We start from the raw sequence: 24195 nt of genomic DNA, 5'->3' as shown, positions 1-24195 counted from the left end.
CGCCGCGGCGCGGGACATTCGGGAAATGATTAACAAAACACGTCAATGGTGATATAAATCACCACATGCCGCAGATTATCGACAAGCGCACACGCGCCCGGCTTTTCCGTGACCGCCTGACCCAGGCGATGGCCGACGCGGGCACGACCCAGTCCGCCCTCGCGCGCACCACCGGCATCGACCGCTCCACCGTCTCGCAGCTTCTCAAGGACGACGGCGCCCGCCTGCCCAACGCGCAAGTCGTCGGCGCCTGCGCGCAGGCGCTCGGCATCTCGTCGGACTGGCTTCTTGGCCTTTCGGACCGCCCCGAAAGCGCCTCGGACCTGCTGGCAAACTCGCTCACCCTGACCGAGGCGCCCCGCGCACTCGTCGATGAACAGATCTTCGCCTGGTTCCGCGAGGCCGAGGGCTACAAGGTCCGGCACGTGCCCACGACCCTGCCCGACATGCTCAAGACGCGCGAGATGCTCGAATGGGAATACGGGCCGCACCTGGGCCGCACGACCGAGCAGGCAATCAACGCCTCCGAGGACCGGCTGAACTGGATGCGCGTGTCGCGTTCGGACTTCGAGATCGCCATGCCGCTCTACGAGCTCGACGGGCTGGCCCAGGGGGCGGGCTACTACGGCGGGCTCGATGCCAAGATCCGCGCCCGGCAGATCGAGACGCTGACCGAGCTGGCCGAGACGCTTTATCCCCGGCTGCGCGTCTACCTGTTCGACGCTCGCCGCCTCTGGTCCGCCCCGATCACCATCTTTGGCCCGTTGCTGGCCGTGCTCTACGTCGGGCGCAACTACATGGCCTTCCGCGACACTGAACGGGTCACCGCGCTGACGGCCCACTTCGACCACCTCGTGAAAGAGGCGAGCGTCTCCTCACGGGCACTGCCCGACCATCTTCGCATGTTACGGGCCAAGGTCCGATGACGCCGCAGCGCAGCGAGGGTCTTGCCAGAGGGCCCGTGCTTCGCCAACACTCGCCCCAACCAAAGGGAGAGACGCCATGACCCGCACCCTCACGCTCGCCGCGGCCCTGCTTTGCGGCACCGCCCTGCACGCGCAGCAGACCGACCTGACACTCGCGATCCAGCTCGAGCCGCCGCACCTCGACCCCACCAGCGCCGCCGCCGGGGCCATCGACAGCGTGCTCTACGCTAATGTCTTCGAAGGCCTCACGCGATTTACCGAAACCGGTGCGGTCGTTCCCGGCCTCGCCGAAAGCTGGGATATCTCCGAGGACGGGCTGACTTACACCTTCCACCTGCAGGAGGGCGTGACCTTCCACGACGGCACCGAGATGACCGCCGATGACGTCAAGTTCACGCTCGACCGCGCCCGCGGCGAGGACAGCCAGAACGCCCAGAAGGGGCTCTTTGCCGCCATCGATAACGTCGAGGTCATCGACCCGCGCACGGTCGAGGTGACGCTCTCCCAGCCCGAGGGCACGTTCCTGTTCAACATGGCCTGGGGCGACGCCGTCATCGTGTCCGAGGACTCCATCGACGACATCAAGCAGACGCCCATCGGCACCGGGCCCTTCCAGTTCTCCGAATGGGTGCAGGGCGACCGGATCGAGCTGACGCAATACGCCGACTACTGGGGCGCCAAGCCCGCCCTGACCGAGGCGACCTTCCGCTTCATCTCGGACCCCACCGCCGCCTTCGCGGCAATGATGGCGCAGGACATCGACGCCTTTGCCGGTTTCCCCGCGCCCGAGAACCTGCCGCTCTTCGAGGCCGATCCGAGGTTCCAGGTTCTCGTCGGCTCGACCGAGGGCGAGACGATCCTCGCCATGAACAATGCCGAGCCGCCCTTCGACAATCCGCAGGTGCGCGAAGCCGTGGCCCATGCCATCGACCGCCAGCAGATCATCGACGGCGCCATGTTCGGCCTCGGCACGCCCATCGGCACGCATTTCGCGCCCCACAATCCCGCCTACGTCGACCTCATCGACCGGTCGAACTACGACCCGGAGTTGTCGCGCCAGCTGCTCGAGGATGCGGGCATGGCTGACGGCTTCACCACCACTCTGAAACTGCCGCCCCCCTCCTACGCCCGCCGCGGCGGCGAGATCATCGCCGCCCAGCTGCGCGAGGTCGGGATCGAGACCGAGATCACAAACCTCGAATGGGCGCAGTGGCTGGAAGAGGTCTTCCGCGGCAGCGACTTCGGCCTGACCATCGTCAGCCATACCGAGCCGCTCGACATCGGCATCTACGCCCAGCCGGACTACTACTTCCACTACGACAACCCAGAGTTCCAGACGCTGATGCAGGATCTGTCGACAACGACCGAACCGCAGCAGCGGCTGGACATGCTGGCCGAGGCGCAGACCATCATCGCCGACGATCACGTGAACGCCTATCTCTTCCAGCTCGCCTACCCCACCGTGGCCGACGCGCGCCTCGATGGCCTCTGGTTGAACCAGCCGACGCAGGCGAACGACCTGACCGGCGTGAGCTGGAAGGAATGACCAGTCGCATGGCATAGGCATCGACCGAGGCGATGACCGCCGGGGAATCCCGGCGGCGTCCTTCGTTCGCTCCCCATGGCAATCATTTCCCTCACCTCCATCCCCCCTCGGTTCACTGGCCTTGGCCCCGTCCTGGAGCAGCTACAGCGCCAGACGGAAACCATCGACGAGATCCGGCTATACATCCCGAAGCGCTACCGGCGTTTTCCGGACTACGACGGGGGGCCACCAGATGTGCCAAAGGGGATCAACGTCGTCAGGGTCGAGGACGACCTCGGTCCTGCCTCCAAGTTCCTTCACGCCGCCCGCGACCTTGAAGGCGAGGAGGTGCAGATCCTCTTCTGCGACGATGACCGCATCTACTCGCGACATTGGGCGCGCGGGTTGCTGCGGGCCCAGCGTCAGCGGCCCCGGGACTGCGTCGCCTGCTACGGCGGTCACCTGCACGAGATCGTCCCGGGCACGCCGGCCGTCGGCCAGGGTTCCCGCGCAGTGGCAGGGCGCCATCTTCCCGATCCCGTGTTCCGGATGAAGCGCTACGCCCAGCGGCTCAAATGGTGGCGTCCGACACCCATCGGAGACAAGGCCCAGCGTAGGTACGTGGTGCGCGCGGGCTACGCCGACATCGCCTTCGGCTACGCCGGCGTCGTGATCCGCCCCGACTTCATCGGACCGAATTTCGCGATTCCCGACGATGTCTGGATGGTCGACGATATCCTTCTGTCGGGGCACCTCGCCCGCCGCGGGATCGGCATCTGGCTGCCTCGCCGCATCGAGCATTGCGCGCGCACCAAGTCCGAGAAAATCGACCCCCTGCGCGCCGCCAGCTTCGAAGGCGACAACCGCCGCGCCTCGGACCGTCGCGCCATCGACCATTTCCGCGAAACCTACGGCATCTGGCGGGACATACCACCTTCGAGCCGGGCAACAGTCGGCGAAGAACCAGCAGACGCCGCAACCAGTCCTTGACGCGCCCCGCCCCGCTCGGGCATCACCATGGGGTGAACGGTTCCGGGGGCACACACCCCGGAGGCAAGAGGGAATGTCGTGCGGCCCGCGGGCCAACTCGTCAGCTGCCCCCGCAACTGTAAGCGTCGAGCCGGGCTGAAGGCGCCACTGGGCAACCGGGAAGGCCAGCCAAACGGCGAAGACACGCAAGCCAGGAGACCTGCCGGTCACGGGAAACTTTCAAAGCCCTCGGGTGAGAGGGCAAGGAGAACGGAATGAACGCACCCGCAACCACCGTCGTCACCGGCAGCAGCAGCCGCTCGATTCTCGCGGCAGGCATCTTCGCCGCCATGGTCGGCGCCGCCATCGTCTTTGCGACCGGCTTCGTCCAGGCCGACACGTTGCACGACGCGGCCCACGACGTGCGCCACGCCACCGGCTTTCCCTGCCACTGAACCATGTTCAGCAGGATCCTGACCAGCGCGGTGCTCGCTGGTGCTGCAGCGGGGCTGATTGCCGCCCTTCTGCAGCTTGTCTTCGTGCAGCCGGTGCTTTTGCACGCGGAGCTCTACGAAAGCGGTGAACTCGTGCACTTCGGTGCCGAAAGCGTGGTCTCTGCCCAGCAGGAGCTCGGCGGCATCAATCCGGTGCGTGACGGCCTCAGCATCGTTTTCACCATGCTCATCTACACCGGCTACGCGCTGGTGCTCGTACCGCTCATGGCGCTGGCCCAGTCGCGCGGCGCCGCGCTGACCGCGCGCCGTGGCCTCATCTGGGGCATCGCGGGCTTCGTCGCCGTCCAGTTCGCGCCAGGCTTCTCGCTCGCACCCGAGGTGCCGGGTGTCGCCGCCGCTGATGTCGGCCTGCGTCAGGTCTGGTGGATCGCGACCGTGCTGGCTGCCGGCGGCGCGCTCTGGCTGATCGCCTTCGGACAGGGCCTCGTCGCATGGGCCGCAGCAGCCGTGCTGCTGCTCGCGCCCCACCTCGTCGGCGCCCCCGAGCCCGCGGTCTTCACAGGCCCCGTCCCGACCGAGCTCGGCGCCCACTTCGCCGCCCGCGCCTATGGCGTCGGCATGGCGGCCTGGGCCATCCTCGGCGCGCTGGCCGCCTATCTCTGGGCCCGCGAAAGCGCCGAGATCCGCGCCTCGCAACCCGCCTGACCGACACCGGGGCGCCGCAAGGCGCCCCGCACCCGTCAGCCCCCCAAAAAAAGCACATCCGGGACCCTCTCATGGACCGCTCCATTCCCATGCTCCTCGTCGGGCTGATCTTCGGCGGCGGGCTCGGCTTCACCGTCGCGGCCGCCAACGGAATCACCCTCGACGGACACGATCACGCCACCGACCACGGCCACACCACCGGCGCCAGCGCCTCGCACGACCACGAGACGCCCCTCGACCTGCCCGCAGCCCCCGACGCGCCAACTCTCTCGGTCACGGCGACACCGGACCCCTCATCGGGCTGGAACCTGCACATCGAGACGGGCAACTTTGCCTTCTCGCCCGAACACGCCAGCACCGACCACGTCCCCGGCGAGGGCCACGCCCATGTCTACATCGACGGGGTCAAGCTCGGTCGATTCTATGGCCCTTGGCTGCACCTGCCCGCGCAGGAGCCCGGCACCGAGGTGCGCGTGACGCTCAACGCCAACGACCACAGACCTCTGGCAGTCGGTGGCGAGCGAATCGAAGAGACCCTGCTGCTCGACTAGAGCGCCGGCACGCGGCCCTTCAGACAAAAGCGCAACCTGCCGCAGGGCCGCGCATCGGCGATCCAGCCCTTGTCGGCAGCAAGGTAGGTCTCCACCGTCGCCAGGATGTCCGCGACATCGGCCTCCGGATCGACCCCGGTGAAGAAATACGTCGCTCGGTCTGCACCCTGCAGCGCCAGCGCCACCGGCTCGGCACAGCCGTTCATGCACCCGGTAGGCTGCAGTGCCACCGGGAGCCCCGCATCCTCCAGAGCCGCGCGCAAACGATCCCACCCCGAACCGGGGCAATTGGCGCAGACGTGCAGGCGAACGGGATCAGGCATGGATCGCCTCTAGCAAAGGCAACCCGGCCGCGCACGTCCAAACCCGCGCCACCCCCGGTGAAGATACCTTCGAGATAGATGAAAATTCCGCGAAAAGCCGCGTATCCGTCTTGCCCCCGCAGGACAACGGTATAGCTCTGCGCGCGAGAGGGAGGAGAGAGCGCTAACGGGATCTCCTCCGGTCCCCCGGACAGAAAGCAAGACCAGATGACCGATCAGACGGCAGAGATCGGCCAGCCCGCTGCGGGCAAGGCCGACAAGGAAATCTCCGCGCGCGCGGTGCTCGTGGCCCTGGCCATGGGCGGCTTCGCCATCGGCACCACCGAGTTCGCCGCCATGGCGCTCGTCCCGAACTTCGCCGCCGACCTCGGCGTGTCCGAGGCCCGCGCCGCCGATGCCATCAGCGGCTATGCGCTTGGCGTCGTGGTTGGTGCACCGCTGCTTGCGGTCGGCGCGGCAAAGGTGCGCAAGCGCCTTCTGCTCATATGGCTGATGCTGGCCTTCGCCGTCTTCAACACCCTCTCCGCCATGGCGCCGAGCTTCGGGCTCTTCGTCTTCTCCCGCTTCCTGTCGGGTCTCCCGCACGGCGCCTACTTCGGCGTGGCGGCCCTCGTCGCCGCCTCCGTCGTGCCACGGCACAAGCGCGCCTCGGCCGTCGCCCGGGTCTTCGTCGGCCTCACCATCGCCACGACGATCGGCGTACCGGCGGCAAGCTGGCTCAGCCAGTACGTCGGCTGGCGCGCCGGCTTCGTGATCGTCGGCGCCCTCGCGCTTGCCACCGCTTTCGCGGTCTACCTCAAGGCGCCACGCACGCCTGCTGATCCGAACGCCAACCCGATGCGCGAACTCGGCGCGCTCGGCAACCGTCAGGTACTGCTGACGCTTCTGACCGGCGCCGTGGGCTTCGGCGGCTTCTTCGCGGTCTATACCTACATCGCCTCCACCGTGACATCGACGCTCGGCGGCTCCGAGACGCAGGTTGCCCTCATGCTCATGGTCGCCGGCATCGGCATGACGATCTTCAACCTCCTGATGGGCTCGCTCGCCGACAAGAGCCTGAACGCGACCGCCTTCGTGGCCTTCGGCGGCGGCGCCGCGGTGCTGGCGCTCTTCCCGGCGGCGGCCTACGGCGGGCTCTGGACCATGGCGCTGGCCGTGTTCTTCATGAGCACCCTCGGCGGCGTCTCGACCGTGATGCAGACCCGTCTCATGAACGTCGCGGGCGACGCGCAGCAGCTGGCCGCCTCGCTGCACCACGCCGCCTTCAACATGGCCAACGCGCTCGGCCCCTTCCTCGCAGCCCGCGCCATCGCCGCAGGTCACGATTTCCCCGTGGCGGGCTACGTGGGCGCAGGCCTCAGCATCGCAGGGTTCATTCTCTACGCGATCACCCTCTGGGACGCGCGCCGCAGCGGGATCGAGTAGACCCGGCACTCCACCAGCCGGGTCGCGGCTGCAGCAGTTCCGCGGCCCTCTCGGGACTGACGGTCGCACCCAGCTCGGCCTCGACAAGGTCGACGCCGCTCGCATTCCGGGCGATGTCGCCCGTGGTGTCCGCCGTCGCCAACGCGTTCAGCTTGGCCGCCTCCCATGCCGATGGTGCTCGATGGCCCGGCCACCGCTTTTGCCCGGCTGAACCGGGGCCGGGATCCGGCTGCCCACTTCGTCGCCGCGCGGCCCTTTGAGTGACGACACGATGCCCCGCCGACGCGCAGCCCGCCGAGAATCCCGTGAAGCGGATAGCCCGCGATGGTGATGTCGGTGTTCAGCCGCGCCGCATGCCTCGGTCGAGAACGGGAGCGGCGTGACCTTCGAAGGCTCTAGCAGCTTGATCGCGGCAAGGTCGAAGGCCTTGCGCACCGAAAGCATCTCGGCCAACAAATCCCTGCGCGCGCCGGCCAAAGGGCGGACCGCCCGCCCCGACCTTTCGGAAACACCGTCACATCTGAAAAATCTGCCGTCGGCAGGATAAACCCGCTGCCCAAAGTGGCGCGGCGACCGATAGCTGGTGCGACGAAAAAGCGACGGGTCCGCTGCCATGCAGCGAAGCGGTGGACCCCCGCGCCGACCGTCCCTAACGTGGCCGCCATGCTCGCCTATCTGACACGTCGCCTGACCTCCCTGATCCTCAGCCTGGCCGTCGCCTCGCTGGAGATCTTCCTCGTGGTCGAGGTGGCTCCTGGCGATCCGGCCCGCTTCATGCTGGGCATCAACGCCCGTCCCGACACCGTCGCGGCCCTGCGCGCCGAACTCGGGCTCGATGTGCCGAGGGTCGAACGCTACCTCGCCTGGGTCGGCGGCATGCTGACCGGCGACTTCGGTACCTCCTACACCTACCGCGCCCCGGTCACCGAGATGATCGCCGACCGGCTCTGGGTCTCGCTGCCGCTCGCGCTCTACGCCCTCGCGCTCTCTACCGTGCTCGCCTTCCCCGCCGGCCTGCTCGCCGCCGCCAAGCGCGGCCGCGCCGGCGACTACGGCGTCATGGCCGGCACGCAGCTCGGCATCGCGATCCCGAACTTCTGGTTCGCCATGCTGCTGGTGCTGCTCTTCGCAATCAACCTCGGCTGGTTCAGTGCCGGTGGCTTCCCCGGCTGGGAAAACCCCGCACTGGCCATCAAGTCGCTCACCCTGCCCGCCGTGGCGCTCGCCCTGCCGCAGGCCGCCATCCTCGCCCGCGTCCTGCGCTCGGCCCTGATCGAGATCACGGGCGAGGATTTCATGCGCACCGCTCGCGCCAAGGGGCTCACCCGGGGCCAGGCGCTCTGGCGCCACGGGCTGCGCAATGCGCTCATCCCGGTGCTGACCATCCTAGGGTTGCAGTTCTCCTTCCTGCTCGCCGGCGCGATCATCATCGAGCAGGTCTTCTTCCTCCCCGGCCTTGGCCGCCTCATCTTCCAGAGCATCTCGCAACGCGATCTCATCGTCGTGGAGTCTGTCGTCATGCTGCTGGTCTTTGCCGTCATCATGGTGAACTTTCTGACCGATCTCGCCTATGCCATCGTCGATCCCCGCCTGAGGCGCCGGGCATGAGCCGCACACTGATCACCGGCGCCCTGCTCACCGCGCTCGTCCTCGCCGCGGCACTCCTGTCCTACGTCTGGACGCCCGCCGACCCCGAGGCCATGACCATCGCCGACCGGCTGCAGCCGCCGAATGCCGCGCATTGGCTCGGCACCGACCATTTCGGCCGCGACATCCTCACGCTCCTGATGATCGGCGCGCGCACCTCCATCGCCGTGGCCCTCGTCGCCGTGGGCATCGGCATCGCGCTCGGGGTGCCGCTGGGCCTCGCCGCCGCCGCCCGCCACAGCAGCCTGCTGGACGAGGTCATCAGTCGTGGCAACGACCTCGTCTTCGCCTTCCCGAGCCTGGTCATCGCCATCCTCATCACCGCGATCCTCGGCCCCGGCGCGCTCAACGCGATCCTCGCCATCGGCATCTTCAACATCCCCGTCTTCGCCCGTCTCACCCGCGGCGCGGCGCTCGGGCTCTGGAGCCGCGAGTTCATCCTCGCCGCCCGCGTCGCCGGCAAGGGCCGCGCCCGCATCAGCGCCGAACATATCCTGCCCAACATCGCCAACCTGCTGATCGTGCAGGGCACCATCCAGTTCTCGCTCGGCATCCTGGCCGAGGCGGGCCTCTCCTACGTCGGCCTCGGCGCACAGCCGCCCACGCCCTCCTGGGGCCGCATGCTGGCCGAGGCACAGACCATGGTCGCCCTCGCCCCGCATGTCGCCATCATCCCCGGCCTCGCCATCGTCTTCACCGTGCTGGGCCTCAACCTGCTTGGCGACGGTCTGCGCGACACGCTCGATCCCCGCCTCAAGGTGCAACGCCTGTGACCTCTTCCGACACCGCCCATTCTTCTCGCGGGCGCGGGGGGCAGCGCCCCCCGCACGGATCGGAGCGCGCCAGCGATCCGACCACACTGCTTCGGGCCCGCGACCTGAAAGTCACCATCGCGGACCACCCGGTCATCCACGGCATCTCCTTCGATATCGCCCCGGGCGAGATCCTCGCGCTAACCGGCGAATCCGGCTCGGGAAAGAGCATGACCGCGCTGGCGGTCATGGGCCTGCTGCCCGACCGCGCCAATGCCACCGGCAGCCTTACGATTGGCGATGGCGAGAACCTTCTGGCGCTGCCCGAAAAGAAGCTCTGCACCCTACGCGGCCGCGAGATGGGCATGATCTTCCAGGAGCCGATGACCGCCCTCAACCCGGTCCAGACCATCGGCCGGCAGGTCTCCGAGACCATCCGCATCCACACGGCCGTGCCCGCCCGGGAAGCCGAAATCCGCGCCGCCGAAATGCTGGCCCGCGTCGGCCTACCGCCCGACCGCTTCCCTCTCTCCCGTTACCCGCACGAGCTTTCCGGCGGCCAGCGACAGCGCGTCGGCATCGCCATGGCCATCGCCCTGCGGCCCCGTCTGCTCATCGCGGACGAGCCCACCACGGCGCTCGACGTGACCACGCAGGCGCAGATCCTCGACCTGCTCAAGAGCCTCGTGGCCGAAGAGGGCATGTCCCTCCTGATGATCACCCATGACCTCGCCGTCGTCTCCGACATGGCCGACCGCATCGCGGTCATGAACAAGGGCGAAATCGTCGAAGAGGCGCCCGCGGCGCAGCTTTTCCGCGAAATGCGCCATCCCTACACCCGCACGCTCTTCGAGGCCTCGCAGCACCGCGCCGACCTGCCGCCCGAGCAGCCCCGGACCGAGCCGCTGCTGAAGGTCGAAGGCGCCCGCCGCGCCTATGCCTTGCCGCGCACGCGCCCCTTCACAGCCCGCCCGACGTTCGAGGCGCTGAAGGGCGTGGACCTCACCCTGCACCGGGGCGAACGGCTCGGGCTTGTCGGTGAATCCGGCTGCGGCAAGTCCACGCTGACCCGCGCCATTCTCGGGCTCGAACCGCTGCAGGGCGGCACGATCACCGCCTTCGGCCAGCAGGTTTCGCCCGACATGCCCGCCGCGACGCGCGCCGGGCTGCAGGTGGTCTTCCAGGACCCCTACGGCAGCTTCAACCCGCGCCACCGCGTGCGCCGCCTGATTGCCGAGCCCCTGCACCTGCTGTCCGATCCCCCGCAGGGCCGCGCCCGGGACGAGGCCGTGGCCGAGGCTCTCACCGCCGTGGGCCTTTCGCCCGACGACGCCGACCGGCACATTCACGCCTTCTCCGGCGGCCAGCGCCAGCGCATCGCCATCGCCCGCGCGCTCATCCTGCGTCCCGAGGTGATCCTGTTTGACGAGGCGGTCTCGGCCCTCGACGTCCGCGTCCGCGCCCAGATCCTCGATCTCATCGCGGACCTCAGCCGCGACTACGGGCTCGCCTGGCTCTTCATCTCGCACGACCTCACGGTGGTCCGATCGATCACCGACCGGGTGCTCGTCATGCAGGAAGGCCGCATCGTCGAGGAGGGTCCGACCGCGCAGATCCTCGACGCCCCCACGCATGCCTACACCCGCAAACTCGTCGCAGCCGCACCCCGCCTGCCCGAGATCGGCAAGATCTCCACCTGAAAACGCGGCAAAAACCTTGCGCCGCGGTCAGGTTTTGATCAGAATTTGAATAAAGACCGGTACAGACCGATCACGGGCAGGCGCCCCGGCGCCGACAGACGAGGCAGGTGGCAGGAGCCATGTCGAAATGGCCGATATTCGTAGCGCTGCTGGCACTGGCGGCGCTCGTCGCCGGGGCATTCGGTGCGCTTGCGAACCAGATCGGCTACTCCGTCGGCGCCAGCTATTTCCACGACATGAAGTTCATCGAGGCCGGCCTCTCCGAGGCGCTTCAGAACCGCCTCGGCGCCTCGCTCGTGGGCCTGCGGGAAGGCGGACGGCTCGGCCTGCTGGTCAGCCTGCCTGCCTGCGTCATGGGGCTTCTGATGATCCGGTCCCGTCAGACCTATTTTTCGAGCGGCCTCTCGGCCATCGGCGTGGCGGTCGTCATCGCACTCGCCTGCGCCATGGCGGGGCTCACCCTCGGAATGATAGCGCCGGCCTACACCGCCGACCGGCCGATCCCCGAAACCGTCACCGACACCGATAGCTTCCTGCGCGCGGCGATGATGCAGCAGGGCGCCTTCGTCGGGGCGCTGATCGCCGTGCCGGTCGCGCTCTGGGCCATGTGGCGCGGCGCGCAAAGCGACCCCGCCTGAGAGGACTCAGCGCAACCGGCTCTCGCCGTCGATCATCCGGCTCAGCGCATCCGCCGCCCCCCGCAGTGTGCCAAGGCAGGCCACCGCGCGCTCGGCATCGAACCGCTGGGTCGGCGCGTGGAAGGACAGCGTCGCCATCAGCCGCCCGCCCGCGTCCACCACCGGCACAGCCAGCGCCACCATGTCGGTCATGAACTCCTCGCGGTCGAGCGCGTAGCCCTGCCTCCGCACATCCGCGATCTCGGCGGCCAGCGCCGGCCGGTCGGTGATCGTGTTCGGCGTTCGCGCCTCCAGCGGCGTCGCGTCAAGATAGGCCCGCAGATGCGCCTGCGACAGCGAACTGAGGTACATCTTCCCGCTCGCCGTGCAGTAGAAGGGCACCCGCGTGCCGATCGGCAGCTGGATCCGCAGCGGCCACTCGGTCTCCACCCGCTCTAGGTAGATCATCGCATCCCGCGCGGGCAGCGAGATGTTGCAGGTCTCGCCGATCTCGCGGCTGAGGTTCTGAAGGATGGCCTGCCGAGCCGTCCGCACCCGCCGCGACGACAGGATGCCCCCCGCCATGGCCCGTAGCCGCGGACCGGGTGAAAACCCCCGGCCTTCGAGATCCGGCTGGATGAAGCCCTCGTCTTCCAGCGTGGTGAAAAGCCGGTGGATCGTCGGCTTCGGCAGGCCCAGCGCCTCGTTGACGACGGTGGGAGTCACCGGCCCCTCGGCGCGCGCGATCTCCTCAATCACCATGAGCAGACGCAGGTTGGTGGGAATCGTGTCTGTCTTGCGGTCGTCCATCCCCCTTCCTAGCCCTGCGGCAGCAGAACTGTCGACAGCGCGGGCACCAGCGCGACCAGCAGCCAGACCCCGATCAGCGTGACCAGGTAAAAGAGCGTGTAGCGCAGCAGCCGGAAGTAGGGCACGCCCGTCACGCCCGAGGCCACGTAGAGGTTCAGCCCGTAAGGCGGCGTGATGAACCCGATCGAGGCGCCCACGAGGAAGATCACCGCGAACTGCACAGGCTCCACCCCCACGTCCTGCGCCACCGGCGCCAGGATCGGGGCGAGGATGATGGTCACCGGCAGGCTCTCCAGCACCATGCCCGCCACGAAGACGATCGCCATCGAGGTGAAAAGCACCGCGTAATAGCCGCCCATCGACGTCACGAAGCTGCCGATGATCTCCTGCGCGCCGAGGACCGACAGGATCTGCTGCATCACCACCGACACCGCGATCAGCGGTGCGAGGATGCCGGTGATCTGCGCCGACCGCATGGTGATCGAAGGCAATTCCAGCGGGCCGAAGCCGCGCACTACCAGCATTTCGCCAAAGCTTCGCTCGCTCACGTCAGGCCGCTCGGTCCTGCCACGATTCACCATCCGGTGCAGCGGCAGGCAGAGGAACCCCACGATGACGCAGAACCCGACCGTGACCCCCGCGGCCTCGGTCGGGGAAAACTTGCCGGTGTAGATCCCCCAGAGCACCAGCCCGATGGCGAAGAACCCCAGCCACGCACCCAGCCCGGACTTGGCGACCCGTAGGGGCGACAGCGCGATCAGGTAGCCCCAGCCGTTGCGGCGGCAGATCACGAAGGCCGCCAGCATCATGCCGAGCACCATCAGCGTGCCCGGGATGATCCCCGCCACGAAAAGCTCGGAGATCGGCAGGTTCAGCAGGAAACCGTAGACGATGAAGATGATCGAAGGCGGGATGATGATCCCCACCGTACCGCCCGCCGCCGCCGTCGCGGCCGAGAAGCGCTCGTCATAGCCGCCCTTGACCATCTCGGGGTGCAGCATCGACCCGATGGTGGCCGTCGTGGCCGAGTTCGACCCCGAGATCGCCGCGAACAGCCCACAGGCCCCGAGCGAGGCCATGGCCAGCCCGCCCCTCAGCCAGCCGAGGCAGGAATAGGCGAAATCCGACAACCGCCGGGCGATGCCGGAGCGGTTTATGAGATCACCGGTCAGGATGAACAGCGGCATCGCCAGCAGGGCGAACCCGTCGGTAAAGACGTCCGACAGCGCGGCGCCGATGTTGTCGAGCGGCATTCCCAGCAGGAAGGACATGCCGATGACCCAGTAACCGATGACGAGAAAGACCGGGACGCCGAGCATGAACAGCCCGGTGACGCCGATGGACAGCAGCGTGATGATGGACCCGTCAGACATCAATCGCCCCCGATTACGGCCTGCCGCACCAGTGTCGGCGCCTCGGCCCTGTAGGCGGCAATGTCCTCGCCCATGTTCTCGAGCACCCGCGCCACCAGCGTGGTGAAGGCCAGCGGCACCGAGATCAGGAACCACCATTGCATGGTGTTGTCGGTGCCCAGCATGATCTGGAAATTCGCCGCCGAATTCGCCGTCACACGCGCCGCGGTCACCATGACCACCCAGGCAAAGCCGATCCACAGCACCGCGTCGAACATCAGGCAGGCCATCTGCCCGCCCCGCCCCATCATGTTGCGGAACTCGGCAAAGGCCAGGTGCGTGCGCAGCTTCACGTTATAGCTGCACCCGAACCAGGTCATGATCAGGAACAGGAAGGGCGGCAGCGTCGTCGACCAGGCCGCCTGTTGCTCCATCACGAAGCGGCGAAAAACCTCGACGAAGATGATCCCCCCGATCGCGAGGTACGAGACCACCATGATCGTGGGCTCGAGGTATTTCTCGACCAGCGGCACCAGCCGGTAGACCGTCAGCAGCAGCGCCGCCCCCACCAGCATGACAACCAGCCCCAGCGGCCAGGTCACCGGGTGGCGCAGCGCCTCGCTCAGCATCCATGAATCGCCTGCCGCGAGCGCGCTCAGGATGGCGCCCGCCCCCTGCATCCAGTCGGTCATCCCCACTCCTCCTTCAGGGTTCCCGTTTTCTCTTGCGCCCCTGCCGGGGCGACACACCGGGCAACACGACTGCGCCGCCCGGTGCCGTCATGGCCTCAGGCCGAGCGCCACCAGCGCCGCGGCTCCACGTTCTCGGGCTTCATGTCCGTTGGGATCTGGCGCGCCACATCGTAGATCTCCTGGTAGGTGTCGATGCCACCCGCCCAGGAATTCAACCGTTCGCGCCACTGTGCCCATGGCTCTGGGTTGTACTCGGGCGAGCACATTTCCTCGGCGATCTTGATCTGGTCGTCGGGCAGGAAGGCCGGCCGCACCCCGTCGCGCACGAAGATCGTGTCGGGCAACTGCGGATCCGAGAAGCCCACCGTCTTGATCAGCGCCGCCTCGTTGGCGCCCTGCACATGCACCTGCGCCCAATAGGCCGACTCCATGATCGCGTCCTGCAAGTGCGGCTCCATGCTGTCGAAGAGCGATGCCGACATCGACGTGTGCTCTGTCCCGCAGAAGAACTTCAGGTCCACCGACTGGCTCACCACCGGAGACATGTTGGCATAGGCCACGGCGGAGGCCCATGTTTCGGCCCCGTCGATCAGCCCCTGCTTCAGCCCGTCCAGCGTCTCCTCCCACGCGACCGGAACCGGGTTGAGGTTCAGAAGCTGCATCGCGATCCGGCCAAGCTGCGTGCCGGTCACCCGGTTCTTGGTGCCGAACAGCTCCTCCAGCGTCGTCACCGTCGGCTTGTCCTCGAAGGTCTTGCCCATCTGAAGCCCCCGCAGCTCGCAATGCGAGAACAGGAACTTCAGCCCGTGCCGTTTCTCGAGCGGTTCGCGCAGGAGTTTTTGCGATTCCGGGCTGTAGAGGAAATGGTACTGCGAGGCCCGGCTGGGAAACATGTAGGCGTAGTCCAGCACGTTCAGGTAGGGCGCCGCGCCCGCCGAGTTCTGGGTCGAGGCCGCGTACATGTCGACCACGCCAAGCTGGGTCTTCTCCACGCAGCTCAGCTGCCCGCAAAGCTGGTTGTCGCCGATGAACTCCACGCGGATCTCGCCCTCGGTCCTCTCCTCCAGGTCCCGGGCGAACTCCAGCGCTCCCATGCGCTCGATCAGCAGGTTGCGCGCGTTGAAGCCCGACGCGCCCATCTTGAGCGTGTGCTTGGGCTCCTTGCCGAACCGCTTGGTGTAACTGGTTTCTGCCGCCGCCGCGATCTGGGGCAGCGTCGCCGCCCCCGTCAGCGCCCCGGCGCCAAGCAGCACTGACGACAGCCCGAACTGTCCGCTCAAGCGGAACAGGTCCCGCCGGGATAACCCGGCAAGGGTTTGTGAAATTTTCATTTTCTCCTCCCTGAAGCTCAAAAATGAGACTTGCAGTATCAATAATTGAGGATTTATGGATGGTGACGCAAGGAAAATTTCCGAACGCCCGAAAAGGCGCCGGGAGGGGGAGCTTAGATGACTGAAATCACGGCCGATTACATCGTCGTCGGTGCGGGCTCTGCCGGTTGCGTTCTCGCGAATCGCCTCTCCGCCGACCCCGCCAACCGGGTGGTCCTGCTCGAAGCGGGCGGACGCGACCTGAACCCCTGGATCCACATCCCGGTCGGCTACTTCAAGACCATGCACAACCCGTCCGTGGACTGGTGCTACAAGACCGAACCCGATCCCGGCCTGAACGGCCGCCGCCTCGACTGGCCGCGCGGCAAGGTGCTCGGCGGCTCGTCCTCGCTCAACGGCCTGCTCTACGTCCGCGGCCAACCCGAGGACTACGAACGATGGCGCCAGATGGGCAACACCGGCTGGGGCTGGCGCGACCTACTCCCGCTCTTCAAGCGCTCCGAGGGCCAGGAACGCGGGGCCGACGACTACCACGGCGACGAGGGGCCGCTCGCGGTCTCGAACATGCGCATCCAGCGTCCGATCTGCGATGCCTGGGTCGCCGCCGCGCAGGAGGCGGGCTATCCCTTCAACCCCGACTACAACGGCGCCACCCAAGAGGGCGTTGGCTACTTCCAGCTCACCACGCGAAACGGCCGACGCTGCTCGAGCGCGGTGGCTTTCCTCAATCCCGTCCGCGACCGCGAGAACCTTCGGATCATCACCCGCGCCCACACGCAGCGGGTCCTGATCGAGGACGGCCGCGCCACGGGCGTCGTCTACCGCGACAGCGCCGGCAGCCTTCATACCGTGCGGGCCAATGCCGAAGTGATCCTCAGCTCGGGCGCAATCGGTTCGCCGCAAATCCTCATGCTTTCGGGTATCGGCGAAGGCGACCACCTGCGCGACCACGGCATCGAGGTGCGCATCGACCGACCCGCCGTGGGCCGCAACCTGCAGGATCACCTGCAGGCGCGGCTGGTCTTCAAGTGCCACGAACCCACGCTCAACGACGAGGTGCGCAGCCTCTATAACCAGGCGCGCATCGCGCTGAAATATGCGCTCTTCCGCGCCGGGCCGATGACCATGGCCGCCAGCCTCGCCACAGGCTTCCTGCGCACCGGCGACCATGTCGAAACGCCGGACATCCAGTTCCACGTCCAACCCTGGTCCGCCGACAGCCCCGGCGAGGGCGTGCACCCCTTCTCGGCCTTCACCACCTCGGTCTGCCAGCTGCGCCCCGAAAGCCGCGGCGAGATCCGCTTGCGCTCGGCCGAGGCGGCCGACCACCCGGTGATCCGGCCCAACTACCTCGCCACCGAAACCGACTGCCGCACAATCACCGAGGGCGTCCGCATCGCCCGCACCATCGCCCGCCACGCGCCGCTGGCCTCCAAGATCTCGGCCGAGTTCAGGCCCGACAAAAGCCTGCCGCTCGACGACGATGCAGGGACACTCGACTGGGCGCGCAACAACTCGACCTCGATCTACCACCCGACCGGCACCTGCCGCATGGGCACGGATCCCGCGGCCGTGGTCGACGCCCGCCTTCGTGTGCGCGGCGTCGCGGGCCTGCGCGTGGCCGATTGTTCGATCATGCCCGAAATCGTATCCGGAAACACGAACGCCCCCGCGATCATGATCGGAGAGAAAGCCTCCGACATGATCCTCGAGGACCGCAAGACAGGGGCGCTGGCCGCCACGGCCTGACGCCCCCACAACAGGAAGGGAGCCAACCACCATGAAAATGACCACCGAAGAAGCCTTCGTGAAGGTTCTACAGCGCCACGGCATCCGTCACGCCTTCGGCATCATCGGCTCGGCCATGATGCCGATCTCGGACCTCTTCCCGAAGGCCGGCATCACCTTCTGGGACTGCGCCCACGAGGGCAGCGCCGGGATGATGGCCGACGGCTATACCCGCGCCACCGGCAAGATGTCGATGATGATCGCCCAGAACGGCCCCGGCATCACCAACTTCGTCACCGCGGTAAAGACCGCCTACTGGAATCACACGCCGCTGCTGCTGGTGACGCCGCAGGCCGCCAACAAGACCATCGGCCAGGGCGGGTTCCAGGAAGTCGAGCAGATGAAGCTCTTCGAGGACATGGTCGCCTACCAGGAAGAGGTCCGCGATCCCTCCCGCGTGCCCGAGGTGCTCGCCCGGGTCATCGCCAAGGCCAAGCACCTCTCGGCCCCCGCGCAGCTCAACATTCCGCGCGACATGTGGACCCAGGTGATCGACGTCGATCTGCCAGAGCCCGTCGAGTTTGAGCGCAGCCCAGGCGGCGAAACCTCAGTCGAAAAGGCCGCCGAGCTGATATCGCAGGCAAGGAACCCGGTCATCCTCAACGGCGCGGGCGTCGTTCTGTCCAAGGGTGGCATCAAGGCCTCCATGGAGCTTGCCGAACGGCTCGATGCGCCGGTCTGCGTGGGCTACCAGCACAACGACGCCTTCCCCGGCTCGCACCCGCTCTTCGCCGGACCGCTGGGCTACAACGGCTCCAAGGCGGCCATGGAGCTGATCAAGGACGCCGACGTGGTGCTTGCCCTCGGCACCCGGCTCAACCCCTTCTCGACCCTGCCGGGCTACGGAATGGAATACTGGCCGCAGGACGCGAGGATCATCCAGGTCGACATCAACGCCGACCGCATCGGCCTGACCAAGAAGATCTCGGTCGGCATCATCGGTGACGCCGCCAAGGTGGCCACCGGCATCCTGAACCGCCTCTCTGGAACCGCAGGTGACGAAGGACGCGATGCCCGCCGCGCGAAGATCGCCGAGACCAAGTCGAAATGGGCGCAGCAGCTCTCGTCCATGGATCACGAGGACGACGATCCCGGCACCAGCTGGAACGAACGCGCCCGCGCCGACAAGCCCGACTGGATGAGCCCCCGCATGGCTTGGCGCGCGATCCAGAGCGCGCTGCCGCGCGAAGCGATCATCAGCTCCGACATCGGCAACAACTGCGCCATCGGCAACGCCTATCCGAGCTTCGACGAGGGGCGGAAATACCTCGCCCCCGGCCTGTTCGGGCCCTGCGGCTACGGCCTGCCCGCCATCGTCGGTGCCAAGATCGGCTGCCCCGACGTACCCGTGGTGGGCTTTGCCGGCGACGGCGCCTTCGGGATCGCCGTGAACGAACTGACCGCCATCGGCCGCTCCGAATGGCCCGCCGTCACGCAGATCGTCTTCCGCAACTACCAGTGGGGAGCCGAGAAGCGGAACTCCACGCTCTGGTTCGACGACAACTTCGTCGGTACCGAGTTGGACGACGACGTGAGCTACGCCGGTATCGCGCAGGCCTGCGGACTGCAGGGTGTGGTCGCGCGCACGATGGAGGAACTGACCGCCGCGCTCGACAAGGCGATCACCGACCAGATGCAGCACGGCAAGACCACCCTGATCGAGGCGCTCATCAACCAGGAACTGGGCGAGCCCTTCCGCCGCGACGCCATGAAGAAGCCGGTGCAGGTGGCGGGCATCGACGCCGCCGACATGGTCGAACAGGACGCCTGAGGACATGGCGCCCACGGACCGCATCACGGCGCTCGGGGCGCCCATGGCCACACGCGCCCGCGCACTGGCACCGGGGCTCATGGTCTCGGTGCTGGTGGCGCTGGCGGCGCAGTTCGTGGCCGAGCACTACGGCGCTCCGGCGATGCTCATGGCGCTGCTCTTCGGCATCGCCCTGAATTTCCTGAGCGAGCCCGGCCCCACGTCGGAGGGCATCGCCTTCACCGCCCGCAGCGTGCTGCGCCTCGGGGTCGCGATCCTCGGGGCGCGCATCAGCTGGGAGCTGTTCCTGTCGCTCGGATGGGGCATGATCGGCCTGCTGGTGGCGGGCACGGCCCTCACCATCCTCTTCGGCATGGCGCTTGCGCGGTTCCTCAAACAGGGCCCGCGCTTTGCCCTGCTGACCGCAGGCGCCGTCGCCATCTGCGGCGCCTCAGCGGCCATGGCCATCGCCGCCGTTCTGCCCAAGGACGACAAGTCCGAGCGCAACCTTCTCTTCACCGTCCTCGGCGTCACGCTGCTGTCGACCATCGCGATGATCGTCTATCCGATCCTCACGAACGCGCTCGGATTCGACGATCGAACCGCCGGGGCCTTCATCGGCGCCACCGTGCATGACGTGGCGCAGGTGGTCGGCGCGGGCTTCTCGATCTCCGAGATGGCGGGCGAGACCTCCACGCTGGTCAAGCTGATCCGCGTGTCGTTCCTCGCCCCCGTGGTGGTCCTCATCACGCTCTTCTGGCGCAGCGAAGGAGGCAGCGCCGACACCGGCGGCAACCGCCCGCCGATCGTGCCGCCCTTCGTGCTGGGCTTCCTCGCACTCGCGGTGCTGAACTCACTCGGCTTCATTCCCGTGGCGCTCGCAGATCTCCTGGGCAAGGCTGCCTCCTGGGCGCTGCTCGCGGCCATCGCCGCGGTCGGCATGAAGACCGACCTGCGCAACGTCGTGCAGGTGGGCGGTGGTGCCATCGCACTGATCGTGGCCGAAACGCTCTTCCTCGCAGCTCTCGCGCTCGCCGGCATCACGCTGCTGGATCTCGGCAGATGAGCGCGCTGCTCCTCGCCTTCAACGTCGGCAGCTCCTCGCTGAAGTTTCAGGCGGCACCCGCCGACGCGCCGACCGAGGCGCTACTCTCGGGCACCATCGACCGCGTCGGCACCGAGGACGCCCGCCTCCGCCTCGCCAGCCCGGGCGAGGCGGAGGTCACCAGCCCCTGCGCCGCCCCCGACCAGGCGGCAACACTCCACGCCGCAGCCGACGCCATATCTCAGCAGCTGCCCGGTCGCGCCGTCATCGGCGCCGGGCACCGGGTGGTCCACGGCGGCCCGCACCTCGACACGCCGTGCGTGATCGACGCGGCCCTTGTTGCGCAGCTCGAGGCGCTGATCCCCCTCGCCCCGCTGCACCTGCCGCCCAGCCTGAAGGGCATCGCCGCCGCGCAATCGCTCTTCCCCGGCGCGCGCCACGTCGCCTGCTTCGACACCGGTTTCCACGCGGGCAAACCCTTCGCCCACGACAGCTTCGCCCTGCCCCGCGCCCAGTACGACGCAGGCCTGCGCCGCTACGGCTTCCACGGGCTGTCCTGCCAGTCGATCATGCGCAGCCTGCAGGCCGAGGGCTACCCGGCCGAGGACCGCCGCATCGCCATCGCCCATCTCGGCAACGGCTGCTCGGTCACGGCGGTCAGGGACGGGCGCAGCCTCTCCAACAGCATGGGTTTTTCCACCCTCGACGGCCTCGTCATGGGCACGCGCTGTGGCCGCATCGACCCCGGCGTGCTGCTCCACCTCCTGCGCGATGGCATGAGCCCGGCCGATCTCGAACGCCTGCTCTACCACGACTCCGGCCTGCGCGGGATCTCGGGCCTCTCCAACGACATGCGCGACCTGCTCGCCTCCGACACGCAGGCCGCCCGCGACGCGATCGAGATCTTCACCACCCGCATCGCCGAAGAGGTCGCCCGCACCGCCGCCGTCATGGGCGGGCTTGATACGCTGATCTTCTGCGGCGGCATTGGCGAAAACGCCCCCGACATCCGCACCGCGGTCACCAACGCCCTCGCCTTCCTGCCGGACCTCGAGGTGCTGGTCCGCGAAACCCGCGAGGAAGAGGAAATCCTCTGCGCCACGGCGGATCTCGTAGCCTAGTCCCCCGCGCCCAGCATCTCTACCGCCCGCCGCAGGTCTGCCTCGAACAGCGCCTCGGCCGCGACGCGTTCCGACGCCGGAAGCCGCAGCAGGTAGGAGGGGTGCACGGTTATCAGCACCGGCACGCCGTCCTCAGTGCGTTCCACGCCGCCCCGCCGCGCCATCAGCCCGGCACGGTCGCCGGTCAGGCTCTCCACCGCAGTGGCCCCCATGGCAAGGATCAGCTCGGGCTTCACCTGTTCGCGCTCCAGGTCCAGCCACCAGCGGCAATGGCGGATCTCGCCCCGGTTCGGCGCCTGGTGGATGCGCCGCTTGCCCCGCGGCGCGAACTTGAAATGCTTCACCGCATTCGTCACCCAGGCCTGCCGCCGGTCGAGCCCCGCCCGTGCGGCCACCGCGTCGAACAACTGCCCCGCAGGCCCCACGAAGGGCCTCCCTTCAAGGTCCTCGCGATCGCCGGGCTGCTCGCCCACGACCATCAGCCGTGCATCCTGCGGTCCCTCGCCCGGCACGGCCTGCGTCGCCCCTCCCCAAAGCGGACACCGCCGGCAGGCCGACAGAGACTCCGCGTCCGGCACCTCCCGCCCCTCGCGCAGCCGCGCGCCGATCCGCGCCGCCCGCGCAGGGGCCAGCGTCGGCGCCGCCGCGGCCATCTCAACCGCAAGCGCCTGCGCACCCGCCACCAGCTCCGGAATCAGAGCCGCCTCGGGCATGTTTTTCCAGTACTTGCGCGGCATCTCGGCCTGCATCGCCTTCACCTTCAGCCGCGCCGGGTTGAAGATGTTGCGGAAGTAGGTCCGCCAGAGGTCCTCGGCGGCATCCTCCGGCAGGTCGGGCCGCGCCTCGCCGGGCGCCAGCCGCAACCGCCCGTCTTCGAAATGCGCCGACAGGTCCGGCGTGAAGATCGACCAGTCCATGTCGCCGAACCGCTTCACGAAGAAGTCCGAAGCAGGCTCCAGGATGAAATGCGAAGGCTCGAACCAGGCCGCAAAACGACGCCGCGCCGCCCCGACCTCGCCAACGTCGCGGAACCGCAGGAAGGCCGTCATCTTGTGCCGATCACGCCGCACCTCCTTGGCCATCCGGTCCAGCCGCGCCACCCGCGCGTCGCCCCGGTCCTCCAGCAGGTGCCGGTTGCCCCGCAGCGCCCAGAGCGCGGCGTAGAGCCGGGCGAAACGCTCCGGATCGCGGTGCCAGACCACCCACCGCGCGAGATCGACAAACCCCTTCGGCACCCGCACCTCGCCCCCGAAGACCTGCGGCAGCGCCTCGGCGAAGAGATCCGCCTCAGCCTCACCCCGCTGCCACAGCACATCCTCGGGCGGCACGCCCGCGCCCAGCAGCGCCCGCGCCTCGTCCCGCCAGGCGGCAAAGGTGCCGGTTTCCGGCAGCACCACGGTCCGCATCAGATCAGCTGCAGCTGCTCGGGCGGCGCCACCACACGGGCACGCAGATCGACCGCCTCGGCCAGCGCGCCGGGCCGCCAGTCCGGCAGGGTGATGAAGGGCCGGGCCTGCCGCAGGTTCGCCCCCATCCGCCGCAGGTCGTCATAGCGCACCTCGCGGTGGCGCCGTGTCTCGAGCACCCGTTTGACCGTCTTCGCCCCCAGCCCGGGCACCCGCAGCAGCATCTCGCGCTCCGCCCGGTTCACCGCCACCGGGAACAGGTGCCGGTTGCCCAGTGCCCAGGCGAGCTTGGGATCGACCTCCAGGTCGAGGTGTCCGCCACGCGTCGCCCCCGCGATCTCCTCCACGTCGAAGCCGTAGAACCGCAGCAGCCAGTCCGCTTGATACAGCCTGTGCTCGCGCATGAGCGGCGGCTTCACCAGCGGCAGCGCGGCCGAGGCATCGGGGATCGGCGAAAAGGCCGAGTAATAGACCCGGCTCAGCTTGTAGCCCGAATAAAGCCGCGTGGCGCTGCGCAGGATGGTGCTGTCATCGGCGCCATCCGCACCCACGATCATCTGCGTCGACTGCCCCGCCGGGGCAAAGCGCGCGGCCCGCCTGCCGGTGTGGCTGCGCTCCTTGCCCGCCTCGCGCTTCAGCCGCACGTCGGCCATGGCCTTGCGGATCTGCCCGGGCGACTTCTCGGGCGCGTAGGACTGCACCGCTGCGTCCGTGGGCATCTCCACGTTGATCGACAGCCGGTCGGCCAGCAGCCCCGCTTCCTCGATCAGCTCGGGCGCGGCATCGGGGATGGTCTTGAGATGCACGTACCCGCGAAACCCGTGCTCGTGGCGCAACAGCCTGGCGATCCGCACCATGTCGCCCATGGTCTCGTCCGGGCTGCGGATGATCCCCGAGGACAGGAACAGCCCTTCGATGTAGTTGCGGCGATAGAACTCCAGCGTCAATTCCACCACCTCCTCGGGCGAGAACCGCGCCCGTTCGACGTTGGAACTCACCCGATTCACGCAATAGGCGCAGTCGTAGATGCAGAAGTTCGTCATCAGGATCTTGAGCAGGCTGATGCAGCGCCCGTCCGGCGCGTAGGCATGGCAGATGCCCGACCCAGTGACCGACCCGATCCCCGTGCCGTCCTTCGAATCCCGCCTCTGCCCGCCCGAAGACGCGCAGGAGGCATCGTATTTCGCGGCATCCGAGAGGATCGCCAACTTGCGGTCGAGACTCATCTTTCCCATGATGTTCATCATATGTTCTCGCCACGTCGGATCAAGCCCATAGAGCGCGGCGACCTGCGGCAAACCGCCG

Annotated in this window: 22 protein-coding genes and 1 riboswitch; of the genes, 15 read left to right on the top strand and 7 right to left on the bottom strand. The window is 67.9% G+C overall.

Annotated features, from left to right (window positions below; all coding sequences use genetic code 11):
* Window positions 1-65 precede the first annotated feature (65 nt).
* The 6 genes from C8N44_RS12935 (at window position 66) to C8N44_RS12910 (ending at window position 5131) form a co-directional block, all read left to right on the top strand.
* Complete coding sequence (locus C8N44_RS12935; RefSeq protein ID WP_107977203.1) at window positions 66-926, top strand: helix-turn-helix domain-containing protein; 861 nt, start codon at window positions 66-68, stop codon at window positions 924-926.
* Window positions 927-1002: 76 nt separating this feature from the next.
* Window positions 1003-2472 (top strand): ABC transporter substrate-binding protein, encoded by a 1470-nt coding sequence (locus C8N44_RS12930; protein ID WP_107977202.1) that lies wholly within the window; start codon window positions 1003-1005, stop codon window positions 2470-2472.
* A 75-nt stretch (window positions 2473-2547) separates the two neighbouring features.
* Complete coding sequence (locus tag C8N44_RS12925; RefSeq protein ID WP_107977201.1) at window positions 2548-3441, top strand: glycosyltransferase; 894 nt, start codon at window positions 2548-2550, stop codon at window positions 3439-3441.
* Between the two features lie 20 nt (window positions 3442-3461).
* Window positions 3462-3662: riboswitch (cobalamin riboswitch) on the top strand.
* 33 nt (window positions 3663-3695) lie between these two features.
* A complete protein-coding gene (locus C8N44_RS12920; RefSeq protein WP_107977200.1) occupies window positions 3696-3875 on the top strand; it encodes a CbtB domain-containing protein in 180 nt (59 codons plus the stop codon).
* Window positions 3876-3878: 3 nt separating this feature from the next.
* Window positions 3879-4580, top strand: coding sequence for a CbtA family protein (locus C8N44_RS12915; RefSeq protein ID WP_107977199.1), 702 nt, complete (start codon window positions 3879-3881; stop codon window positions 4578-4580).
* 71 nt (window positions 4581-4651) lie between these two features.
* Window positions 4652-5131 carry a hypothetical protein gene (locus tag C8N44_RS12910; RefSeq protein ID WP_107977198.1) on the top strand — a complete coding sequence of 160 codons (480 nt, stop codon included), beginning with the start codon at window positions 4652-4654 and terminating at the stop codon, window positions 5129-5131.
* Here the strand turns inward: C8N44_RS12910 and C8N44_RS12905 are convergent.
* Entirely contained in the window at window positions 5128-5454 is a 327-nt protein-coding gene (locus C8N44_RS12905) for a DUF1636 family protein (protein ID WP_107977196.1), read from the bottom strand. The genes C8N44_RS12910 and C8N44_RS12905 overlap by 4 nt on opposite strands.
* 207 nt (window positions 5455-5661) lie before the next feature.
* Here C8N44_RS12905 and C8N44_RS12900 point away from each other — a divergent pair, with 207 nt between their 5' ends.
* The 5 genes from C8N44_RS12900 to C8N44_RS12880 all read left to right on the top strand — a co-directional run bounded on the left by C8N44_RS12900 (window position 5662) and on the right by C8N44_RS12880 (window position 11616).
* A complete protein-coding gene (locus tag C8N44_RS12900) occupies window positions 5662-6879 on the top strand; it encodes an MFS transporter (RefSeq protein ID WP_107977190.1) in 1218 nt (405 codons plus the stop codon).
* Window positions 6880-7542: 663 nt separating this feature from the next.
* On the top strand, window positions 7543-8487 hold the full coding sequence (locus C8N44_RS12895; protein WP_107977188.1) for an ABC transporter permease: 945 nt from the start codon (window positions 7543-7545) through the stop codon (window positions 8485-8487).
* Window positions 8484-9299 (top strand): ABC transporter permease, encoded by an 816-nt coding sequence (locus C8N44_RS12890; RefSeq protein ID WP_107977186.1) that lies wholly within the window; start codon window positions 8484-8486, stop codon window positions 9297-9299. Before C8N44_RS12895 ends, C8N44_RS12890 begins: the two co-directional genes overlap by 4 nt.
* An 86-nt stretch (window positions 9300-9385) precedes the next feature.
* Entirely contained in the window at window positions 9386-10978 is a 1593-nt protein-coding gene (locus C8N44_RS12885; RefSeq protein WP_244641081.1) for an ABC transporter ATP-binding protein, read from the top strand.
* A 119-nt stretch (window positions 10979-11097) separates the two neighbouring features.
* Window positions 11098-11616 carry a hypothetical protein gene (locus tag C8N44_RS12880; protein ID WP_107977182.1) on the top strand — a complete coding sequence of 173 codons (519 nt, stop codon included), beginning with the start codon at window positions 11098-11100 and terminating at the stop codon, window positions 11614-11616.
* Between the two features lie 6 nt (window positions 11617-11622).
* Here the strand turns inward: C8N44_RS12880 and C8N44_RS12875 are convergent, their stop codons facing one another.
* The 4 genes from C8N44_RS12875 to C8N44_RS12860 form a co-directional block, all read right to left on the bottom strand.
* The gene (locus C8N44_RS12875) at window positions 11623-12405 is read right to left on the bottom strand and encodes an IclR family transcriptional regulator (RefSeq protein WP_107977180.1); all 783 of its coding nucleotides are present in this window, start codon (window positions 12403-12405) and stop codon (window positions 11623-11625) included.
* An 8-nt stretch (window positions 12406-12413) separates the two neighbouring features.
* On the bottom strand, window positions 12414-13778 hold the full coding sequence (locus tag C8N44_RS12870) for a TRAP transporter large permease (RefSeq protein WP_107977178.1): 1365 nt from the start codon (window positions 13776-13778) through the stop codon (window positions 12414-12416).
* A complete protein-coding gene (locus C8N44_RS12865; protein ID WP_107977176.1) occupies window positions 13778-14449 on the bottom strand; it encodes a TRAP transporter small permease in 672 nt (223 codons plus the stop codon). The genes C8N44_RS12870 and C8N44_RS12865 overlap by 1 nt, the downstream gene beginning before the upstream one ends.
* 95 nt (window positions 14450-14544) lie before the next feature.
* The gene (locus C8N44_RS12860) at window positions 14545-15780 is read right to left on the bottom strand and encodes a TRAP transporter substrate-binding protein (RefSeq protein WP_107977174.1); all 1236 of its coding nucleotides are present in this window, start codon (window positions 15778-15780) and stop codon (window positions 14545-14547) included.
* Window positions 15781-15897: 117 nt separating this feature from the next.
* Here C8N44_RS12860 and C8N44_RS12855 point away from each other — a divergent pair, with 117 nt between their 5' ends.
* From C8N44_RS12855 to C8N44_RS12840, 4 genes are read left to right on the top strand one after another with little or no spacing between them, the layout of a single operon-like run.
* Complete coding sequence (locus C8N44_RS12855) at window positions 15898-17529, top strand: GMC family oxidoreductase (RefSeq protein WP_107977172.1); 1632 nt, start codon at window positions 15898-15900, stop codon at window positions 17527-17529.
* A 31-nt stretch (window positions 17530-17560) separates the two neighbouring features.
* Window positions 17561-19339 (top strand): sulfoacetaldehyde acetyltransferase, encoded by a 1779-nt coding sequence (gene xsc, locus C8N44_RS12850; RefSeq protein WP_107977170.1) that lies wholly within the window; start codon window positions 17561-17563, stop codon window positions 19337-19339.
* A 4-nt stretch (window positions 19340-19343) separates the two neighbouring features.
* Window positions 19344-20384 carry a YeiH family protein gene (locus C8N44_RS12845; protein WP_107977168.1) on the top strand — a complete coding sequence of 347 codons (1041 nt, stop codon included), beginning with the start codon at window positions 19344-19346 and terminating at the stop codon, window positions 20382-20384.
* Window positions 20381-21484, top strand: coding sequence for an acetate/propionate family kinase (locus C8N44_RS12840; RefSeq protein WP_107977166.1), 1104 nt, complete (start codon window positions 20381-20383; stop codon window positions 21482-21484). The genes C8N44_RS12845 and C8N44_RS12840 overlap by 4 nt, the downstream gene beginning before the upstream one ends.
* On the opposite strand, the gene C8N44_RS12835 is transcribed toward C8N44_RS12840, so the two are convergent.
* Complete coding sequence (locus C8N44_RS12835; RefSeq protein ID WP_107977164.1) at window positions 21481-22890, bottom strand: UdgX family uracil-DNA binding protein; 1410 nt, start codon at window positions 22888-22890, stop codon at window positions 21481-21483. The two genes, C8N44_RS12840 and C8N44_RS12835, sit on opposite strands and share 4 nt — an antisense overlap.
* Window positions 22890-24125, bottom strand: coding sequence for a putative DNA modification/repair radical SAM protein (locus C8N44_RS12830; protein ID WP_107977238.1), 1236 nt, complete (start codon window positions 24123-24125; stop codon window positions 22890-22892). Before C8N44_RS12830 ends, C8N44_RS12835 begins: the two co-directional genes overlap by 1 nt.
* Between the last annotated feature and the right edge of the window lie 70 nt (window positions 24126-24195).

Source organism: Allosediminivita pacifica (genome assembly GCF_003054175.1).
Taxonomy (GTDB): domain Bacteria; phylum Pseudomonadota; class Alphaproteobacteria; order Rhodobacterales; family Rhodobacteraceae; genus Allosediminivita; species Allosediminivita pacifica.
Note: the sequence above shows the minus strand (reverse complement) of the source record. Positions and strands in the feature narration are given on the sequence as shown.

Coding starts and splice junctions, on each gene's coding strand:
- C8N44_RS12935 (WP_107977203.1), top strand. CDS start 66: ATGCCGCAGATTATCGACAAGCGCACACGCGCCCGGCTTTTCCGTGAC.
- C8N44_RS12930 (WP_107977202.1), top strand. CDS start 1,003: ATGACCCGCACCCTCACGCTCGCCGCGGCCCTGCTTTGCGGCACCGCC.
- C8N44_RS12925 (WP_107977201.1), top strand. CDS start 2,548: ATGGCAATCATTTCCCTCACCTCCATCCCCCCTCGGTTCACTGGCCTT.
- C8N44_RS12920 (WP_107977200.1), top strand. CDS start 3,696: ATGAACGCACCCGCAACCACCGTCGTCACCGGCAGCAGCAGCCGCTCG.
- C8N44_RS12915 (WP_107977199.1), top strand. CDS start 3,879: ATGTTCAGCAGGATCCTGACCAGCGCGGTGCTCGCTGGTGCTGCAGCG.
- C8N44_RS12910 (WP_107977198.1), top strand. CDS start 4,652: ATGGACCGCTCCATTCCCATGCTCCTCGTCGGGCTGATCTTCGGCGGC.
- C8N44_RS12905 (WP_107977196.1), bottom strand. CDS start 5,454: ATGCCTGATCCCGTTCGCCTGCACGTCTGCGCCAATTGCCCCGGTTCG.
- C8N44_RS12900 (WP_107977190.1), top strand. CDS start 5,662: ATGACCGATCAGACGGCAGAGATCGGCCAGCCCGCTGCGGGCAAGGCC.
- C8N44_RS12895 (WP_107977188.1), top strand. CDS start 7,543: ATGCTCGCCTATCTGACACGTCGCCTGACCTCCCTGATCCTCAGCCTG.
- C8N44_RS12890 (WP_107977186.1), top strand. CDS start 8,484: ATGAGCCGCACACTGATCACCGGCGCCCTGCTCACCGCGCTCGTCCTC.
- C8N44_RS12880 (WP_107977182.1), top strand. CDS start 11,098: ATGTCGAAATGGCCGATATTCGTAGCGCTGCTGGCACTGGCGGCGCTC.
- C8N44_RS12875 (WP_107977180.1), bottom strand. CDS start 12,405: ATGGACGACCGCAAGACAGACACGATTCCCACCAACCTGCGTCTGCTC.
- C8N44_RS12870 (WP_107977178.1), bottom strand. CDS start 13,778: ATGTCTGACGGGTCCATCATCACGCTGCTGTCCATCGGCGTCACCGGG.
- C8N44_RS12865 (WP_107977176.1), bottom strand. CDS start 14,449: ATGACCGACTGGATGCAGGGGGCGGGCGCCATCCTGAGCGCGCTCGCG.
- C8N44_RS12860 (WP_107977174.1), bottom strand. CDS start 15,780: ATGAAAATTTCACAAACCCTTGCCGGGTTATCCCGGCGGGACCTGTTC.
- C8N44_RS12855 (WP_107977172.1), top strand. CDS start 15,898: ATGACTGAAATCACGGCCGATTACATCGTCGTCGGTGCGGGCTCTGCC.
- xsc (WP_107977170.1), top strand. CDS start 17,561: ATGAAAATGACCACCGAAGAAGCCTTCGTGAAGGTTCTACAGCGCCAC.
- C8N44_RS12845 (WP_107977168.1), top strand. CDS start 19,344: ATGGCGCCCACGGACCGCATCACGGCGCTCGGGGCGCCCATGGCCACA.
- C8N44_RS12840 (WP_107977166.1), top strand. CDS start 20,381: ATGAGCGCGCTGCTCCTCGCCTTCAACGTCGGCAGCTCCTCGCTGAAG.
- C8N44_RS12835 (WP_107977164.1), bottom strand. CDS start 22,890: ATGCGGACCGTGGTGCTGCCGGAAACCGGCACCTTTGCCGCCTGGCGG.
- C8N44_RS12830 (WP_107977238.1), bottom strand. CDS start 24,125: ATGGGAAAGATGAGTCTCGACCGCAAGTTGGCGATCCTCTCGGATGCC.